Source organism: Alcanivorax sp. 1008, from assembly GCF_020667895.1.
Classification (GTDB): Bacteria; Pseudomonadota; Gammaproteobacteria; order Pseudomonadales; family Alcanivoracaceae; genus PGZG01.
Genome location: NZ_JAFMPS010000005.1, coordinates 14164 through 30852, shown reverse-complemented (window position 1 = coordinate 30852; position 16689 = coordinate 14164). Strand labels below are relative to the sequence as shown.

Below are 16689 nucleotides of genomic sequence, written 5' to 3'. Positions count from 1 at the left end.
TGGAAACAATGTAGGTTCTTCCGTATGATACCCATAATATAGGATTTTCTGCAGCCTGACTATGATCGCACAGAAGCATGTCCAAGCCTTTCTGGCCCGCCTTCCGGAGCCAGCAAAAGATGCCCTGATCAGACTCAGCATGAGTGAAAGCTGGGTCATGGACTCCGATCCTCAAGTGTCTGGTCGGATATTTCGGATCGCAACGGCGCTAGAAAAGGACCCCGAAGGCAATACGGCGAAGTATGTACAGCGGCTGGATGACACGCTGGGGGTGCTTGCCTATATGAGCCTTGAGCGCTGCCTTCTCTTTATTCAGGTTCTGACTCGATATCACCCCGACTTTATTACCAGCGTCTCAGAGCGACACTTCCCAAACGACTCTAATCAGCACACCTGGAAGGTCACCGTGATGAGTCGACTAAACAGTCTGGCCCGCCACGATATTCTTACCCAGGTGTTCTCAGATCAGAATTTTGAGGCCTTGTTCAGGGCCCTCGCCAACACAACATCAGAGGCGGCAGAATGAACTACAAGCTAGTATTTGCGCTCACGGCACTCCTCACGATGCCATCGATTAGCATGGCAACCTGCGGGGTTTCATCGTATGAATATGCCAGCCAGGTTGCCAAGAGCTACCAAATGGACAAGCCCCAGTCCCTGCTTTCGAAGTGCGGCATTGGCGGCCTTATTAATCTTGAATTCCTCGGTGGGATCGATCTGCTCGGGGCGCTAAAAGACTTCATTGAGAAGGGGGTTTGCGGAGCGGTTGAGTCTGCCGTTAGCGTAGTCAGAGATCCAATTAATGAACGAATCGGTGAAGCCAATGACTCGGTCCGTGAAACCGACAGGGCAATGAACAACATGGTTCGTGAAACCTTTGACGACAAGTACCTTCCGTTTGGCGGGAAAAGCGGCGATGGCTCAATCGGAAATGATACGGACTGGAAAGGACTTTATGACAGGGTGGTGCAGTAGCACCCTGTCATAACATTCCGCGAAGACTTTTTAGGCTCGGATCTACCTTTATTTTTTTATCTTCCTCTCGACCGACCTCACCTTCGGGCGCCTTTTCAGCGGTTTCTGCCTCTATCTCAGCAACTGGCGCTGTCACCACCCGGGCCTCACCGCCAGAGGCAGCGAACATCATCGCTGCACGCAACACTTCTGCTCGCTTTCTGGGGATAAATTGCCCGAGAACCTCCAGGGCTGCTGCATGCGTTGGATTATAGCAGTCGAAAACGATGTTTTGCCTGGCTTCTTCACCATCAAACCAGCCACCGTCCTTTATTGCGATAATCGCCGCTGCGATATCGTCCGCCGTAGCGCGGCGCGTGCCCGTCACCCGCGGCCTTAGCGTGACCGTTCTTTTTTTCATGGATAACTCGCTCACGCCACGAAACGGCCGTACTTCATCATCCCGGAAGCGTTGGCAAACAAGGGGTCCACCGAGAGCTCCTGGTGAACGAACCACTCCTTAAGGAGCCCCTTCTCATCGAGAGCCTTGGCCCCACCGCCAATAAATATTACGCGGTCAAGCTCCTGGCCCGAACCCAGCTTTACTTTCGTCTCAGTCCTTATTCTTGAGACCAGCATATTTTCTGCGTCCTTAAGAATCTGCGCGACATCGTGATGAACGTGATGCACTTTTATACGGCCGGTCTTGATTGCCTCGTCGATCCTTACGTCACTTGGTGCTGCTGGCAGATTCAGGCTGACCTTGATCTCGTTACGCAAATAATCTCTCATCATCAGCATGCCGCAATTAATACTACCGCTCGCCGATGTGTCCACCGTCCCATTCGAAATCACGGCAAAATCGGTTGTTCGACCGCCGATGTCAACTATCGCCACGCTTTCACGGCGCTTTTCCGGGTTGAGAAGCACCTCGTCACCGGTTACTTCAATAACCCAATCAAACCAGGCGGCAAAGCCTTGAGCAGTAACGAGGTTCTGCATTATTTCTATTGAGTCCGCACCAATGGCCTCAACGGGAATGGCCAGATTATCTTGCTTCTTTTTAATAAACATCTCGTTTTTAGGGTTGCTTGACGCTCCAGTAAAATACTCCCTTACTGGGATGCCAGAGACAATGGCTACCTTGCCTCCATCTATTCCGCCCTGTGCGCGCGCCACCCTTAGCGCATGATGCACAAGGACGCGATTGAGGGGGCTATGGGCGTATTGATCAAAGGTTGTGTCATCACCCTGGACATCGCCGGCGCTGTACCTCGTCCCTTCCGTTTCGTATTCGAATACACCCGTCTCATCCCCGGCTCCATCCAGCGCTACGCGAGTGCTGGCTCCAACCTTTGCACGGCTTGGCACGCTGATCTTAAAACCGTCAGCGGTCACTACTTTAATATTGTTGTAGCCATCATCAAGTCCTACAACGGTCGCTTCTTGGGCCCAATTCATAACACCTCCAAATACCTAGCCATGCCGCGCGCTACCAATTGCAACGCGCTAGTAGATTTTTTTACTTTCAAGCAGCCAATTAGGGCTGAGAGCCAAGCCCAGCAAGTTCAGTCTTCCAATTTTGATAGACTCTTTTCCTGAACCTGCGCTGCGCATCGGGGTTCTCACTAAAGATTGCTCCCACTGCTTCCCATGTGCTTCCGCGTGCTTTCAGCTCGGAGGCCAGCGCTGCCGCGATCCCGGATGCGCTTCTGCAGCGCGCCGAATTACTCGACGCCTTAGATCTCTCTACAACACCCTGATAGTGGTTCTTCAACATATTTACTTTGCGAACGTATTCCTGAGTTTCCTTGTATGGCGGGACGCCTTTATTTCGTCTCACCGTTCCTTCGCCAGCATTGTAGGCAGCTAAAACCAGCTCAAGACGATCGAACTTTCTCTGGAGATAGGCTAGATACCTTACCCCGGCATCAATGTTGGCCTCGGGATCGAAAGGGCTGACCAGGCCTAGCCATTTTGCAGTGGCCGGCATTATCTGCATTAATCCCTGGGCGCCCTTGCTAGATAACGCATTAACATCAAACGCAGACTCCGCGTGAATAACAGCAAGCACTACGGCAGGATTAACATTGTGCTTAGCGCTTCGCTCGATGGCGGTTTCGATGAGCATTTTTCTCGATGATGCTCCTTCGTAAAGACTCTCTATCACCGCCTTCAAAACCAGCTCATCGACGCGAGACGCATCAGCAGCGTCTCTGTAGCAGCTCCCAGCATACGAAGATGCAGCGAGGACCATGAGTGTCGCCATGGTCACAGCCCGCACCATTCTCTTAATCATGGCCAGTAACACCGGGTAAATGTGGGGAAGGCACCAATATGGTCCGGCTGCCCAGCAGGATCTTCCAGTGGCTGAGGCGCACCGCCCGCTGTAAGAGCGAACGCCTTAATCTGCCAGTATTGATCTGCTGGTCCCGGGGTCGTGCCGCAACGGTCTTGATCGTTGTCTAGCCCGGCAACACTATTTCCCGTGCAGTCAACGGCGTATGCGAGAAAACCATGGAGGGCCTCGCCGCCTTGCGTAGAATCAGTTTGATACACAACGCCTGACGTGGTGACGAACGCCTGGGGGGTGCCCTCCCCTCCCGGGTTGTTCGCCGGGTCTCGATCGCACATTGGCTTTTCTAAAAATGAGCCGTGCCGGAAAAGTCCGCCGAAATAAATCGCCTCAGACAGGTTTGATCCGACTGACTCGACGACACCATCAATCATATTGACCGTGCCAGCATTAAGTATGTCATTTCCGTTCATGTCGAGGTCGGCCTGCATGGCATTCGAGCCGTCCGTTCTTAGCCATGCATCCAGGCTTGGCGCTGTATTTGCCTCAGCTATAAGCTCTCCATCAGCCGGGGGAGCCGCCTGCCCTGCCGCGTAGCCCCATACCGAGAGACCGTCCTCGTAGACGTAATATTGGAAGAACGCCGTCCCTGCCAGCGGGGTGCCGATAGGTGTGCCCGCGCCCGTCACGGTGCTCATACCAACGCTCGGCTGCTCTGATACCGCAGCCAATGCAGCAAGCTGGGCCAGATCCATTCGGACCTCTTCTTGAGCTCCCTGGAATGTACCCATGTACGTAACTGCGTGTATTGCAGTGCCAGTATCGAAGATAGCAGTTCTTGGTTGAATTCCAGCGTAGGTGTCAGGGAATGAGCATTCGAGATATGGCTCAACACTCACCACGCCTGCCGCAGTGGCGTCCGGACAGTCGTCTGAGTCCTTCAGCCACAACGTTCCAGCAATAATGCATGGCGCCCCGGCACAGCCAGACGAAACGACTGACTGCGCACCAAGGTCTGATATAAAAGCTCTGACTCCGCTATTGTAATGAGCAAGATACCGGCCTCGAGCCTGGGATTCGTCCCTGATCTGCGACTCAAGACGCTGACCTAGCACAAACACCATACCTACACTTACCAGCGTAAGCGCCAGCATTGCACTAACAAGTACATACCCATTTTGTCGCGGCGACATGCTCATACCTCAGTTTGTAGCCAGCAACAGATCAACAGTGGCCGCAGAATTGCATTGCGCGATCATGTAACCACGGTCAAGGTCGCCGCCGGAAAATGCATTTCGTGCAACGCCGCCACCGCCAACGGCTGTAGCAGCAGCAAATGCGGCCAGACCGCCACCAGCTGCCACCTGGATGTACTTGAATTGGGTTGCGAGACGTGGAACGAGATCAACGCATTCCTGTGAGGGAACGTCGGTGTAGGTGATCGAAAAACCATCGTTTGCACCGTTAACGTTAACTGGCGCGATAGTAATTAAGGCACCAAAGCCGCTTACGAGCGCATCCGGAACCCCGTCAGCGTCAGTATCGCTGAGCATGGATGCTGGTGCCATGCGACCTGCCGCGACGTCAGCTTCGCCCAAACCCGTGTAGCGGCGAGCGTTGGTGCCGTAGACTTCGCGAATTTTGGCCTGCGTGGCCGCAAGGGCAGTCGATTCAGCTTGCGCCGTTCCACTCGAGGTTAGCTGGGTATAGACCGCGAACGCACCGGCAATGATAACTACGACAACTGCCATCACCAGCAGGATCTCGATCAACGTGAATCCCGCTTGGCCCTTGTTCATTTTACTCTTCATCATTTTGTTTCTCCTGCTTGGGTTAGTAGTGCTAGTTACCGTACAAACGCACCAACGGGATCTGATCCTGATTGCACGCTGCAATAGCGACAGCAGGATCGTAATCCGTTGGAGTTCGAACGTTCTTTACGTCGACAGCTCCACCGCCGCCGTTATCGGTCACCTCGATTCTCCAGAATCGATTGGCAACCTTTGATATCAATCTCACGCACAACTCGACCGGCACTGGAATTACTTGCCGGTAATCCGTTCCATTAACTTCCACCGTAAGGTTTGAGCCCCAAGGCAATACGACTGTGGGACCTGCGCGGTCCACATATTGCTCCGGCGCAAGACCCTCGTTGATTACCAGCGCCGTTGTTATCGGCGGGGTCGCGTAATCGTCCTTGAATGTGTAATAGGCTCTTGCACGCTGATCTATCTCGGACGCAAGGGCTGCGGCTTCATCAGCGGACCAGTCATCTGCAGCGGTTTGATATAAACCGAATGCGAATTGCAGACCAATCGCGAGCAATGCGACAACGAGCAACACCTCGAGCAGCGTAAAACCCTCGCTACGATTGTTCATCTGCTCATACCCCCAGGGAAGCCTGAATCGCCATAATCAACTGCCCAAAAGCGGCCAGAGCCCATAAAACAAATCCGAAGATAACCATCTTTGCTGCTATGCCAACTTTTTTACCTAGCGATGCGAGCTCGACTCTCACGTCAGCGACGGATTCGCGTCCAATAGCGTCAATGGCGCGCTCGAATCCGGAAAGCGCACCGAAGTCGACGACGTCTTCAGCGATAGCACGAGGAAGCAAACCATCGGCCATCGCATCCGCTACAGAGTTGCCAGCGGCGATCTTGCCAAGCATCCTTCTTGCGTGATACTGGAACCATCTTGTTGAAACTCCCATTAACTGCAAAATCGACTCACGTGGAGCGACTCCCGCTTTCATCATCGCCCCCAGAGATATCAGGAACATCGATCCTTGCACCCAGCGATACGTTGAGAATGGCGCGATATATCCATCTATTCTCGTACGCACAGGTCCGCTCCAATTCGGCAGAGCGACGTATATCCCAACAATTACTGCAATCATCCCGAGAAGGACAAATGGCCAAGAGACTTGGACTGCGTCCGCGAATCCAAAAAACGCGACTGTCACATCAGGGGGGACGTCAACTTTGTCCATCATTGGCTTCATTTTTGGCGCCAGGCCAAGACTAAATGCAATTACCAATAACGCTGCTACGCCGATCTGGAAAAGTGGGCCGCTAATGGCATCAATAATTTCTCTTTTTAAGGCCCTATTCTGAGTCATCATCTCATCTGCCAGCCTTAGGGAGACCGCGAGCGTATCTGCCGTTTCCCCAACCGCCATAAACACAAGCTCGTTTGCTGGCACCCAAGGCGCAAATGCGCCAGATAGCGATTTGCCATCCTTAATAGACTTTTCAACACTGGCGAGAATTTTGCCTATGGGCGCGTTACGTCTTTGCGCTTGCGCTCTCATGACCCTAATGGCCTCGATTGGCGCCTGGTTTTCTTCCATGAACATCACGATCTTGCGGTACACTCCCCTTCTAGCATCCGCCCCAAACGCACTTATTCTTAGCCACTTTCTTTCGATGTCCGCAGTATCAACCATGGTAATTCCCTACTATTCCGCCGATGTATTTCGGGCTGGATGGCCACCGACAACGCTTACATTTGGATGTGTTTCATTTACAGCATTGAATCCATATTTTGCGTACATCTCTGCTATCGTATCGCTCTCAAAAAGACCGAAATTATCCTCTACGTCCTCGGGAGATATCATCCCTGCCCGCATTTTAAGAATGGCGTGGTAGTAGGCCGGAGCCCCGACACAATCAAATGGATCCGGTGTTTTTTGCTCCCTCCAGTGGCGCTTGGCACCTATGTCCTCACCTTTCGATATAAGGTCGAGAAACTCATCATCCGGCGTCATAACTTCAGCACAAACGGTTATTCCAACAATCCCTCTTTGCGAGCAATCCACACAACCGGGGCCCTTAATATAGATTGTGCTGCCAGGCGTATTTACGGGCTCCATCCTTTTTTCAAACTCTCTACGGCCCGCGACCTTCATCCCTTTTTGATACTTAATTTTGCACGAGCTGCACAGCACGGGCACCAGACGCTGATATATCAGTCCTCCGAGAAAGTTCGGCGATGCAATGGTTCTTCTCTCAACACCCAGGTCGATAAGACGACTTATTGCATCCAGAACGGAAGCGGCATGAGTGGTGGACATGACCTGGTGCCCCGAAAGAACCGCCTTTACGCCCAAATCAGCGGAGTCCTTATCTCTAATTTCACCAATCATAATAATGTCGGGGTCCATTCTCATGATCGCGCGAATTGTCTGAGCAAATTCTCTCGCTCCGGAAGCGTCGTCACTGTCATTTCTGATTACGCTGGTTTGGGATGCTCCGGGGATAATGTATTCTACGGGATCTTCTACGGTTCTTACACTGATCCCAGGGCGGCGCTCCATGACGCCCATTATGCCATGCTTCAACGTAGTAGTTTTACCTGAGCCAGTGGTGCCCGCTACCAGAACCGCGCCATCAGGACGGGCAGTAGCCTTACGTATCAACTTTGCGTGGGTGTCCGAGTACCCCAGCTGCTCGAATGAGAGGGCCTTGGCTTCCTTCTCGCTCATAGGAAGAAGTCGCATAACGACCTCAACCCCTTTGGGCTCAATGGGCGCATGCTGATATCTGAACCGGTACATTTCACCTGCGATCTTTCTTTCAATCATGCACGACATGCGCTTTGTCGAGCTGAACTGGCCAGATCGGCTACTGGGTATTGCAAGGTGGTTATAGGCCGACGTCACGATATCCGTCAAATCCTTTTCTGAGTGTCCAAATGGCTGGACCTCGAGTTGTTTGAAAATTCTAAACGCAACCCTGGATTCGGCCGGACTAATTTTTATATGCACATCCGTGACTTTAAGCTGGACAGCCTTTGTCATGATCGTTTCGAACGCTCTTGTTTGGGCGCCCGTATCAAGCTGTATTCCTTCTTTTGAGTCCTCTTCGTCCGTTGCGACCACAGATGCCCGCTCAAGAACTTGCTTAAACAGATGGTCTCTAACAATTAAAGGCGTTACGAAACGATACTCTGATCCAAACCGCTGCCTCAGAATGCCCGCAGCGGCCTTAACCTCATCCTTCTTGGCCGCCATGAGTGACTCAGCAACCATAGTGACGGCTGCCTTCTTTTCGTCACCACCGTCCGAGACAAGCTCTAGCAACGCTATCAGTCGGCTGACATCTGGCTTAATGGCGCTCGCTGCGCCCTTCACCAGCCCGCGAATGCGAGGTAGCTTGTCTTCTGATATTACGACGGCCGGGCTAGACATTTTATTGCCCTGCCATACCGCCGGCGAACGGCAATCTCGTCTTGGCTCCACTACGAGGAGCCGCGACCTCAACAGCATTCGGCGTGATTGACAGTACCGTGGAACCATCAGGAGTCTCATCGCCTTCGGAAACCGACACCCTGGACCCGTTGACGATAATGTCTGCAGTATAGCCTGTAGATGCTGCACCGTAGATGGACGCCACTGATGCTGTTGTGGTGGAGCTAGTAATTCCCGCAGCGTCAAAGCTCACAATGCCCGCACATGCCTTTGCCTCTTCACACAGGGCCTTATTTTTTGCGCCTCGCGCCTCAGCAAGTCTCTTTTCCGCGTCTAGTACAGCCATTTTTTCCTGCATCTCATCAATCAGTCTCAAGGTATCAAGCCTGTCACAGGTGTCGGTTACGTCGCAGACACGTTTTTCCACGGGGGGGCGAGGAATCCGCGTAATGGTTTCTGTGGTTGTGACTGTTTTGGTGGCAATACTCCCGTCTCCGTCTGGGTCACCGCCGATTGGCGAGCCCACCTGCGCGGAGCCTGATCCTTCGCCTCGAATCGGCTGGTATTCCTGGCCATCACTTTCGTACTCCAACTCCCACGCGGCCCGAGCGTCGCCCCTATCCTGCATCGCTGGATCTACAAAACCATCAGCCCGAACCGGACTAGCAAACACCACTGCAATACCAGCGAGCAGAAGCAAAACCGATTTATTGACGCTCATCTCTGTTCTCCACGGCTATCTTGAACAATATATTTTGCGGACAGCCGGGCCGTTGGGCGCCCGTCTATCCCTGACACTTCGAACTTTTCAATAAAGATATATGGGGAATCCAAGAGGTCGAGCACCGCGCCCATCATCCACAACTCTTGGATGCTAACCTCAATTCCGCCGACCATGATGGTCGCACTAACGGGACTCCCTGGAGTGCCTGGCGCGGGCATATTGGGCGCGGCCTTCGGCACCTGAACTGACCTTGTCCAGCCAGCGGGGTAGGCTTGCTCGAGCTTCAGAAGCCTGATCAATAGCTCCTCTCCAAACTCTCTGGCAGCCGGAGCATTGCTGATCAATGCAATCGCATCGTCTTTAGTAACAGGCTCGACACGAATTGGCTCAATAATATCCGGGGCTTGGCGATCACCGAAATCGAATTTTAACGTCGCGGCCTTCCCATCGATAGCAAAGGCGATATCGTCCGCCACGCTCTCGAACCTGCCCCTAAAGGCTGGCACGCTCATGCGACCTGCATTGATATACGTTACAGTGCACTCAGGCTGATTCGTGCACAGTATTTCCTTCATCTTCAAGCCATCAAGGTTAATGGGAAGATCCCAGAACATCTCTTTGACTGGCTTGACCCACTTTCTTTTTACGCCACCTGAAATGTTCTGGACCAGGGCGGCGACCGCCTCCTCAGCCCGCTTCTTGGCGATCTGTTGTTTTTGCGCCTGTAATTGAGCAGGACTTAATTTGGGCTGCGGATCGGACGGCCAAAGCATCAAAGCTACGATCAACCCGACAATAACAATGGCGCCAAAAACAACCGCTGCCAGGACTGCATTGCCCTTGACCTTAATCGGCTTCGGCGCGGATCCATGATCAGGAATCAGCTCCGCTAAAGCCAGGTGCTCCCTTACATAGCCTTCGCGCAGATCCATCTGCAGCGAGGTATACACTGGGACGCTGTCCTCAAACATAAACGCCGACGAAATACTCTCCATGCACTCATCGACACTGCTTACAATGCGATCAGTATTTGGATCGGGCAAGCCTCCTGCAATAGCAAGGAACCAGACGTCGCCAGCCTCCGAGGCCGGCATAATAAAGGCGCAGGCAGCCGGGTACTTTCCTGATGCAACAATCGCCGCCGCAAGGGACTTTGTTCCGGCGGGGGTGCTGTCCGCAAACAACCCCACCGAATCATCGGCAGTAGGGTCATCCGGATGGCACAGCGCGAATGATTTCTTGCCGGCTTCCTTGGCAATCCTATTCGCCGCCTGGTGACGGCCCTCTTCTTCTGAAGTCAGCGCACGCCAGTCCATATCGACTGCGTACTTCTGCCCCCCTACGGATATCACAGACATGATGGAGCCCCTTTAGAACCGCGCGACACGCTTCGCCCCATTTTGAACGAACGGCTGTATAACAATGACGATAACCTCTCGCTTCTTGCCAGCCGCACGCCCACCACCAAATGGCCACCAATTCGCGCTAGGCCCCATTGCGCGCCTTTCGATGTCGTCTGTCATCCGCTCGAAGCCGGCAATAACTAATGTTTCTCCACTTCTAATCGAGACGCTCTGGAGGAAATCCCTCGATGAAACATCTGGCGCCTGAATTAGCGATGTTCCCTGCGTGATCGTTTTAAGCTCATTTAGCTGTGAAATGTTCACCCCTAGCTGCATCAAGATTGTCTCGGCGTCATCAAGAACGTGGGGGTTCACGTTCAAAGCGAATCCCACCGATAGCTCTTCAGTGTTCAGGGCGCCGGTGGTCGATCCGTCGCCAATAGTCGTCGAGGAAGATGCGATATAAGTAATCTTGTCGCCGATAGCCATGGGCACTGGGCGATTATTCAAGGTCCTCAATGTTGCGGTCGTTACAACTGAGACATCACCCTGTCTGGCAAGATTCTGTACGACGATCGAGCTACCCGCGTACTTGCCCGCAGTGCCGGTGGCGGTATTCAAGATTGCACCGGTCAATGACCCGACCGGAGATGCCACGCCTCCTCCACTTGTCATGCCAAAGCTCGCGCTCTGGCCTGAATTGTAGACAAGATCCCAATCGATTCCGCGTTCGTCTTCATTGGACAATTGAACTGACAGCACAGTGACGTCCATAACGACTTCTTGTGTAAGAGTCCGATTGACGTTGGCAATATATTTTTCAACCTTACGGATGACCTCAGGGGTATCAGTAACAGTGACGGAGCTAAACTCTCTGGCGACAGTGGACTTGCCGTCAGCGGAGAGCAAACCCTCTACCCCGGCAGCAACAGCATCAAAAATATTGATCTGAGTTTGCGATTGGGTGTTTGACCCGCCTTGACCTGCGTCCCCGCCATCCCCGGTACTCGAGGTGTTGGACATCGTAGCCTGGCCAGACAACGTATTGTTTATGGCCGATATTCTCATCGTCTTTGTTTCGTACCGGTAGATCCAAATGGTTCCGGTTTCCTCCTCGAACCTCCAGTAGGAATTCAGCCCCGCGACAACTCGATCCAAAAGATCCCGAAGGCGACCCTTGAACGCTATTGGCATCTTCGGGCCGATCCCCTTGCCCAACCCTGCTGACTCAGCCAGATTCGCAGCACCAGGATCAGCAACCGCCTGCTGGACATCCACTTCATCGCTACTTAAGTCCTTTAGTGTCTCGTAATAGTCATAGACCTCCCGCGAAACGATGGTTCTATACCCGGACATCTGACCAATTCTTTCAGCGATAACCGAGATCGGCACAGGAACGGCTTCCGTGATCGCCACTCTTTCATCGAAACCCGAGGGCAAATTATCTCTTATCACCATCGCGCCAGGGCCAACATAGACTTCGTCCTCTTCGCGGACGAGCTGTCTTTCCAGGCTGGAGTCGCGACGACCATTTGCCTTCGCCTCCAATACGGCATCGTGCGCCTCAGCAATATCAGCTTCTGTCTCAGCGGTGAGTCGGGTTCCGCACCCGGAAAGCAAGATCGCACCACTAACTACGCATGCAACGATTAACCGGCTCATTCTCTTTCTCCACTTTTCTCTTGGGCGGCATCTTCGATGGCAACTGGGGCCGCAATTCGGGGGTCGAAATGGCGTACCACAAGAACTTTGTTGCCTCTCTTGAACACCCATTCGACGGTCTTCATTGCCCCTTGCTGTCTGTAGCTCCGGGCCAAATGATCAATCGCATCCCTGAAGGTGCCTGTAAATGTCGCATCGGCGACAACGCGATAGTCCTCAGCCAGCTCCCATACCAAGGTATAGCTGGCTCGCTCCGCCCACCGTTGGATCGAGCCCGTCAATAGCTCGCCCCGAGCTATCTTCCAGATCTCTTTTTCACCAGGCTTTAGGCTTGAGGCGTACTTGCCAGCCAAGCGCAGACGGCCACCATCACGAGCAACTGCGGCGTACAAACGCTCTCTGTCGAAGTCTGCCTCCAGATCGAGTCCGTGGTCCTGTGCCAAATTGGCGAGTACGTCGACCAGCGACATTCCGCCAGCCCAACTTACAGGGACATCCTTCAGCCGATCATCCCCATAAAATACAGACCAGCCCGCCGGCAACACCTGCTGAAGAGCTATTGAGAGGGGCACACCCTCTGAGCCTCCTTCTACAAGGGGGTTTTCGTAATAGCGAGAAGCATCTGAGCCTTTTTCCGCGGTGGTGTGCCGGGTTTCGACCTGCTCCCAAGCACCACCCTGGCCATCGATAATCACGAACTCCGCAGAGGCTTCCTGCATGGTTCCGGCGCCAATGCCAGAGGCAAGAAGCGCCACAATTGCATAGTTCCGGCGCCATAAAGGGGTGGAGAATTTAGAGCTCATTTGAATTCGCCTCACTAGGTATCCCGGGTTTTCATCCCGCATATTAGCTATTATAAAGAGGATTGTCACCAAAAGAGCAACAATCCACACATAAGGAACCAGCAGTGCGAGGAACCATAGGGCAAGAGGGCGAAAATCCATTCCCACCACCCTTGGCCACTCGCTCGCAAATGCCCATACCATGTCGTCTTCCTGGTGCTCGCTCATCCAGTCTTCTCCATGTGCGTAAGTACCTGATCGCTTATCATGCCTGCAGCGTGCGCCTCTTTCGCTGAGGCTAGTAGCGTCTTTCCCCGCTCCCGGACGAGCCCATCTACCGTATGAGCGATAGTCGCCAGGCTTGCTTCAAATAGCATCCCCCTGACCTCGTCATCGCATACAAGATATTCGCGCAATGCCACGCGCCCGCCGCCAACCTTTGGCACAAGCCGCTGAACCATCAACAGGCGCGTGCTCGAGATGATGTCCCCAAGCCTTGACGCCTGCTCTTCCTTGTCAAACCTGGAAACCATTCTGCGCATAACATCGGCAACGCGGTTTGCATGCAAAGTGCCCCACACCAAGTGACCCGTCATGCTGGCCTCGATCGCGGCAGCTATCGTTTCATTGTCCCTTAACTCGCCGACAAGAATGATGTCCGGGTTTCGACGCATCGACGCCCTTATGCCATCAGCAAAAGAACGAACCATGATCGGCACTTCTGACTGATGAACTATCGAGCAAAGGTTCTGGCAACCGTCATATACGAATTCGATCGGCTCCTCGTAGGTATTGATGACCTTCCCGATCTCATCGGTTTCTATTAAGTCCCGCAGGGCGGCCGCCAGAGTTGTCGACTTCCCGTCGCCGGTGGAGCCGGCAATAATGTTTAGCCCTTGCCGAGGAAACAGCTGCTCCTTTATTTCTGGCTCGAGACCCAGCTGGTCCAGCTTGGGTGGCATCCAGTTTATGCCGCGAGCTGTTATGGCAAATCCGGCATCCCCACGCCCCGAGCGAATGGCCGTCATATTCAGGCGGAACCTGAATCTTTCTGCCTTGCCGCCCGGCTCCCTGTGAACGACCTCGAACGATCGATCAATCTGGTTGCCCTGCAAGAGCCTCGCAGGCCCGCTCGGGCCGTCCAAATGCCTTACTACCTCCTCGATTTCGCCGTGAATCCACTTTCGCGCCGACAGCATGACTGGCTTCCCGTGGATCTTCGCCGCCGGCACTCTATCGCTGGCCAAGTAAAGATCTCCAAACCCGTCTGTCTTCATTGCGGCGATAAGAAGGGCAGATATCTCATCTTTTGTTGGCTGGGTGTTGATAGCGGACGCGACCGACTTCAGGTTTTCAACCATTGTCTGCGTCCTCTCCAGGAATGCTGATATTCAAATACTCGAAGCGCGGCAGCTTGGGGATGGGCTCCCAGTCTCCTGAATTTGAATTCAATGCCGCCGGGGCGCGAATGGTTAGCACTCGATCCTCAACTGCCATTTCGCGGCCACCGCCGGTTACCCCTTGATATCTGGAGTCGATCTCGGGAGGCGCGACCAGCCCCTGCTGAAGAAGAATGTGGTACCTCACCATCCCGGCTCTATCCCGGGCGAGCATGGCCATGTTCGATCTAATGGTCAGGTCGGCCTGCGTAACACCTGCCCTGAACCCCTCGAGAACAAACTCCCTCCAGAGGCTGACTTCTTTAGGCTTCGGCTTGACCATGAGCCGACTCTGAGGCGGCTGCGCGTACACCGGTAAGTAATCGCGCCAGGTAGGGGGCTGCAGAGCGAATCTGGCGGGCTGTAGAACTCTATAGTGATGAGCCACGGTGCGGATGGCCTGGCCATTGTCACTAATTTTAGCCACACGCACGCTTTCCGAGATAACAGCCGGCTGCAGTAATCTGCCGCCATCGTCTTTGACCATCAGCGCGGTGAAGTCAAAGATTTCGTCAAGGCTCTTTTCGTGGTGGCGGAGATAACGATCGAACTGATGGGCCTGCCAGTAGAACCCCGCATCACTGCCATATTCCATTGCCGAAACGCGCAGCGCCTGCAGCCGCAGTGAGTCCTCCTCGCCTTCCTCATCCTGCTCGCCAGCCGGAACGACCTTCAGCAAAGAATTGAGATACCGGTCATGATCTTTCAGCTCGGTGGGCACCGGGAATATCCCACTATACGCAGGAGTGCCTGGCTGATTTTCCGCTGCCGCAATGTGCGGCAGCAATGTTGCCATAACGGCAATCAGCGTAGCCCTAATCATCTTTGGGCCTCGCCTTTTTCGCCGAGATAGGTGACCTGAATAACATTCGAGTGAGGCATAACCATCAATCGCCCGGCGCCGCCCATCTGTCCACCAGCATCTCTTAGGACATCGATGACGGTAGAGTTACGGGCGGAAACCCGCACCATGACGTCAGGGATCGGCTGCTTGCCCTGAATGCGGAACTCTGCTCCAACGGCATCCGCGGCCATTCGGGCCAGGTTGGAAATAGGGCCTGTATATTCCAGCGACATCGGCTTGTCGTAGCCATCAGGGACATAGTTACTTTGCCACTCGACCTGAGCCATCTGAGCTGGTGTCATAGCCTTCACCGTTTTGGCGTTTTTAATTTCTACCAGCGCACGGAGCAGGCTCGCATTATCTTCGGCCAGTTCGACCATAATCTGTTCGTACTTGGGCGTTTCAAAGGCGTACTCGTTTGATATGACAGCCTGCTTCGACGCACATCCAGCCAGCAAGGCGACGCCGGCTAAAGTTGATATGTACTTTTTCATATCTAGTAAATCCTTTGTAGAATACCCCTTCTACGGAGTATATTAGACGCTATGACCTCATTGAACAAGCCACAAGGCTACCGGGCCATCGCTGATGGCTTGCTGCGCAGATACGCCCTTGCGACAGGACAAGTCGAGGCATCTGTCCTGTTCGCCCCGGACTGGCTAAAGGTCTGCCGATGGCTTGCAAGCGACGTTGGCGGGAACGTCAGCGCCAACACCTGGTCCCTTTACCGCAGAACAGCCTTACACATGGTCGCCACTGAGCTGCCGCGACACCTGGCTGCGGCCAGAAACCTTCTTCCCACCGACCTTAATCACCCTCCCAGCCTAATGAGCCGGCGGGATCGAGGTGTGTCGCTGGAAGACTTCTCACGTCTTCGAGAATGGGTTTCGAGAAGGCGGCTCAAGCACGGCTTCTTTGCGCTCGACTGGCTACGAGCAACCGTACTGACCGGGCTTCGCCCTGTGGAATGGTCAGATGCTTCGATGCTTCGCTATCATTCTGGCTGGGCTCTTCACGTGCTCACGCGGAAGCAGCGATCGCCAACGGACTTCACGACCCCAGACGGCCCGGCAACTCGCACCGTTCCACTTCTGGCTTATGGACAGGCGGAAATAGACCTCATTCAAGGAGTGATAGGGCAAATTCGCCAAAGCTGTCCAACCGAACAAGCATTTAAGTCTTTTTGGAAAAATCTAAATAACAATGTTTTTGGTCGCGCCAGCAGAGAAGGCGGGACTACGGACTCAAAGCAAATAACGCTCTATAGCGGCCGCCATCAATTCAAACGCAATCTGGAAAATGCCGGCCTATCAGAGCCAGAGATCGCTGTATTAATGGGGCACTCATCCAGCAGAGCCCAGGCGCAATATGGGAACCCTGCCGCCGTTCAGAGCGATGCCATTGTCCGCGCAGACCCTTCCGAGCTTGCCGCCTTCCTTCGCGCCAACTAGGGG

18 protein-coding genes are annotated in these 16689 nt (G+C 53.7%); 3 read left to right on the top strand and 15 right to left on the bottom strand.

Translation table 11 applies throughout. The features are described 5' to 3' along the window. Positions 1-61 precede the first annotated feature (61 nt). Both J1C54_RS07835 and J1C54_RS07830 read left to right on the top strand, forming a co-directional pair. A complete protein-coding gene (locus tag J1C54_RS07835; RefSeq protein ID WP_229146239.1) occupies positions 62-526 on the top strand; it encodes a hypothetical protein in 465 nt (154 codons plus the stop codon). Further along, positions 523-975, top strand: coding sequence for a hypothetical protein (locus J1C54_RS07830; protein WP_229146238.1), 453 nt, complete (start codon positions 523-525; stop codon positions 973-975). The genes J1C54_RS07835 and J1C54_RS07830 overlap by 4 nt, the downstream gene beginning before the upstream one ends. A gap of 7 nt (positions 976-982) precedes the next feature. Here J1C54_RS07830 and J1C54_RS07825 read toward each other — a convergent pair whose 3' ends face one another. The 15 genes from J1C54_RS07825 to J1C54_RS07755 all read right to left on the bottom strand — a co-directional run bounded on the left by J1C54_RS07825 (position 983) and on the right by J1C54_RS07755 (position 15729). Further along, positions 983-1375, bottom strand: coding sequence for a hypothetical protein (locus J1C54_RS07825; RefSeq protein WP_229146237.1), 393 nt, complete (start codon positions 1373-1375; stop codon positions 983-985). A gap of 11 nt (positions 1376-1386) precedes the next feature. Further along, a complete protein-coding gene (parM, locus tag J1C54_RS07820; protein WP_229146236.1) occupies positions 1387-2415 on the bottom strand; it encodes a ParM/StbA family protein in 1029 nt (342 codons plus the stop codon). Positions 2416-2494: 79 nt separating this feature from the next. Continuing rightward, entirely contained in the window at positions 2495-3253 is a 759-nt protein-coding gene (locus J1C54_RS07815; RefSeq protein WP_229146235.1) for a lytic transglycosylase domain-containing protein, read from the bottom strand. Next, positions 3250-4005: a hypothetical protein gene (locus tag J1C54_RS07810; protein ID WP_229146234.1), complete on the bottom strand. Its 756-nt coding sequence runs from the start codon at positions 4003-4005 to the stop codon at positions 3250-3252. The genes J1C54_RS07815 and J1C54_RS07810 overlap by 4 nt, the downstream gene beginning before the upstream one ends. A 447-nt stretch (positions 4006-4452) precedes the next feature. Then, positions 4453-5064, bottom strand: coding sequence for a type 4 pilus major pilin (locus tag J1C54_RS07805; RefSeq protein ID WP_229146233.1), 612 nt, complete (start codon positions 5062-5064; stop codon positions 4453-4455). A 28-nt stretch (positions 5065-5092) separates the two neighbouring features. Beyond that, on the bottom strand, positions 5093-5629 hold the full coding sequence (locus J1C54_RS07800) for a prepilin-type N-terminal cleavage/methylation domain-containing protein (RefSeq protein WP_229146232.1): 537 nt from the start codon (positions 5627-5629) through the stop codon (positions 5093-5095). Between the two features lie 4 nt (positions 5630-5633). Beyond that, the gene (locus tag J1C54_RS07795) at positions 5634-6698 is read right to left on the bottom strand and encodes a type II secretion system F family protein (protein ID WP_229146231.1); all 1065 of its coding nucleotides are present in this window, start codon (positions 6696-6698) and stop codon (positions 5634-5636) included. A gap of 12 nt (positions 6699-6710) precedes the next feature. After that, on the bottom strand, positions 6711-8441 hold the full coding sequence (locus tag J1C54_RS07790) for a GspE/PulE family protein (protein ID WP_229146230.1): 1731 nt from the start codon (positions 8439-8441) through the stop codon (positions 6711-6713). A gap of 1 nt (position 8442) precedes the next feature. Next, positions 8443-9162: a hypothetical protein gene (locus tag J1C54_RS07785; protein WP_229146229.1), complete on the bottom strand. Its 720-nt coding sequence runs from the start codon at positions 9160-9162 to the stop codon at positions 8443-8445. Further along, positions 9159-10523, bottom strand: coding sequence for a hypothetical protein (locus J1C54_RS07780; RefSeq protein WP_229146228.1), 1365 nt, complete (start codon positions 10521-10523; stop codon positions 9159-9161). The genes J1C54_RS07785 and J1C54_RS07780 overlap by 4 nt, the downstream gene beginning before the upstream one ends. A gap of 12 nt (positions 10524-10535) precedes the next feature. Further along, complete coding sequence (locus J1C54_RS07775; RefSeq protein WP_229146227.1) at positions 10536-12170, bottom strand: hypothetical protein; 1635 nt, start codon at positions 12168-12170, stop codon at positions 10536-10538. Next, positions 12167-13114 (bottom strand): TcpQ domain-containing protein, encoded by a 948-nt coding sequence (locus tag J1C54_RS07770; RefSeq protein ID WP_229146226.1) that lies wholly within the window; start codon positions 13112-13114, stop codon positions 12167-12169. Before J1C54_RS07770 ends, J1C54_RS07775 begins: the two co-directional genes overlap by 4 nt. A gap of 62 nt (positions 13115-13176) precedes the next feature. After that, positions 13177-14313: a type IV pilus twitching motility protein PilT gene (locus J1C54_RS07765; protein WP_229146225.1), complete on the bottom strand. Its 1137-nt coding sequence runs from the start codon at positions 14311-14313 to the stop codon at positions 13177-13179. Then, positions 14306-15214 (bottom strand): type IV secretory system conjugative DNA transfer family protein, encoded by a 909-nt coding sequence (locus J1C54_RS07760; RefSeq protein ID WP_229146224.1) that lies wholly within the window; start codon positions 15212-15214, stop codon positions 14306-14308. Before J1C54_RS07760 ends, J1C54_RS07765 begins: the two co-directional genes overlap by 8 nt. Continuing rightward, positions 15211-15729, bottom strand: coding sequence for a DotD/TraH family lipoprotein (locus tag J1C54_RS07755; RefSeq protein WP_229146223.1), 519 nt, complete (start codon positions 15727-15729; stop codon positions 15211-15213). The genes J1C54_RS07760 and J1C54_RS07755 overlap by 4 nt, the downstream gene beginning before the upstream one ends. Positions 15730-16083: 354 nt before the next feature. On the opposite strand from J1C54_RS07755, the gene J1C54_RS07750 reads away from it, so the two are divergent. Beyond that, the gene (locus J1C54_RS07750) at positions 16084-16686 is read left to right on the top strand and encodes a hypothetical protein (RefSeq protein WP_229146222.1); all 603 of its coding nucleotides are present in this window, start codon (positions 16084-16086) and stop codon (positions 16684-16686) included. Positions 16687-16689 lie beyond the last annotated feature (3 nt).

What these genes read in the sequence shown, in the direction of transcription:
- J1C54_RS07835 (WP_229146239.1), top strand. Translation starts at nt 62, where the DNA reads ATGATCGCACAGAAGCATGTCCAAGCCTTTCTGGCCCGCCTTCCGGAG.
- J1C54_RS07830 (WP_229146238.1), top strand. Translation starts at nt 523, where the DNA reads ATGAACTACAAGCTAGTATTTGCGCTCACGGCACTCCTCACGATGCCA.
- J1C54_RS07825 (WP_229146237.1), bottom strand. Translation starts at nt 1,375, where the DNA reads ATGAAAAAAAGAACGGTCACGCTAAGGCCGCGGGTGACGGGCACGCGC.
- parM (WP_229146236.1), bottom strand. Translation starts at nt 2,415, where the DNA reads ATGAATTGGGCCCAAGAAGCGACCGTTGTAGGACTTGATGATGGCTAC.
- J1C54_RS07815 (WP_229146235.1), bottom strand. Translation starts at nt 3,253, where the DNA reads ATGATTAAGAGAATGGTGCGGGCTGTGACCATGGCGACACTCATGGTC.
- J1C54_RS07810 (WP_229146234.1), bottom strand. Translation starts at nt 4,005, where the DNA reads ATGGATCTGGCCCAGCTTGCTGCATTGGCTGCGGTATCAGAGCAGCCG.
- J1C54_RS07805 (WP_229146233.1), bottom strand. Translation starts at nt 5,064, where the DNA reads ATGATGAAGAGTAAAATGAACAAGGGCCAAGCGGGATTCACGTTGATC.
- J1C54_RS07800 (WP_229146232.1), bottom strand. Translation starts at nt 5,629, where the DNA reads ATGAACAATCGTAGCGAGGGTTTTACGCTGCTCGAGGTGTTGCTCGTT.
- J1C54_RS07795 (WP_229146231.1), bottom strand. Translation starts at nt 6,698, where the DNA reads ATGGTTGATACTGCGGACATCGAAAGAAAGTGGCTAAGAATAAGTGCG.
- J1C54_RS07790 (WP_229146230.1), bottom strand. Translation starts at nt 8,441, where the DNA reads ATGTCTAGCCCGGCCGTCGTAATATCAGAAGACAAGCTACCTCGCATT.
- J1C54_RS07785 (WP_229146229.1), bottom strand. Translation starts at nt 9,162, where the DNA reads ATGAGCGTCAATAAATCGGTTTTGCTTCTGCTCGCTGGTATTGCAGTG.
- J1C54_RS07780 (WP_229146228.1), bottom strand. Translation starts at nt 10,523, where the DNA reads ATGTCTGTGATATCCGTAGGGGGGCAGAAGTACGCAGTCGATATGGAC.
- J1C54_RS07775 (WP_229146227.1), bottom strand. Translation starts at nt 12,170, where the DNA reads ATGAGCCGGTTAATCGTTGCATGCGTAGTTAGTGGTGCGATCTTGCTT.
- J1C54_RS07770 (WP_229146226.1), bottom strand. Translation starts at nt 13,114, where the DNA reads ATGGATTTTCGCCCTCTTGCCCTATGGTTCCTCGCACTGCTGGTTCCT.
- J1C54_RS07765 (WP_229146225.1), bottom strand. Translation starts at nt 14,313, where the DNA reads ATGGTTGAAAACCTGAAGTCGGTCGCGTCCGCTATCAACACCCAGCCA.
- J1C54_RS07760 (WP_229146224.1), bottom strand. Translation starts at nt 15,214, where the DNA reads ATGATTAGGGCTACGCTGATTGCCGTTATGGCAACATTGCTGCCGCAC.
- J1C54_RS07755 (WP_229146223.1), bottom strand. Translation starts at nt 15,729, where the DNA reads ATGAAAAAGTACATATCAACTTTAGCCGGCGTCGCCTTGCTGGCTGGA.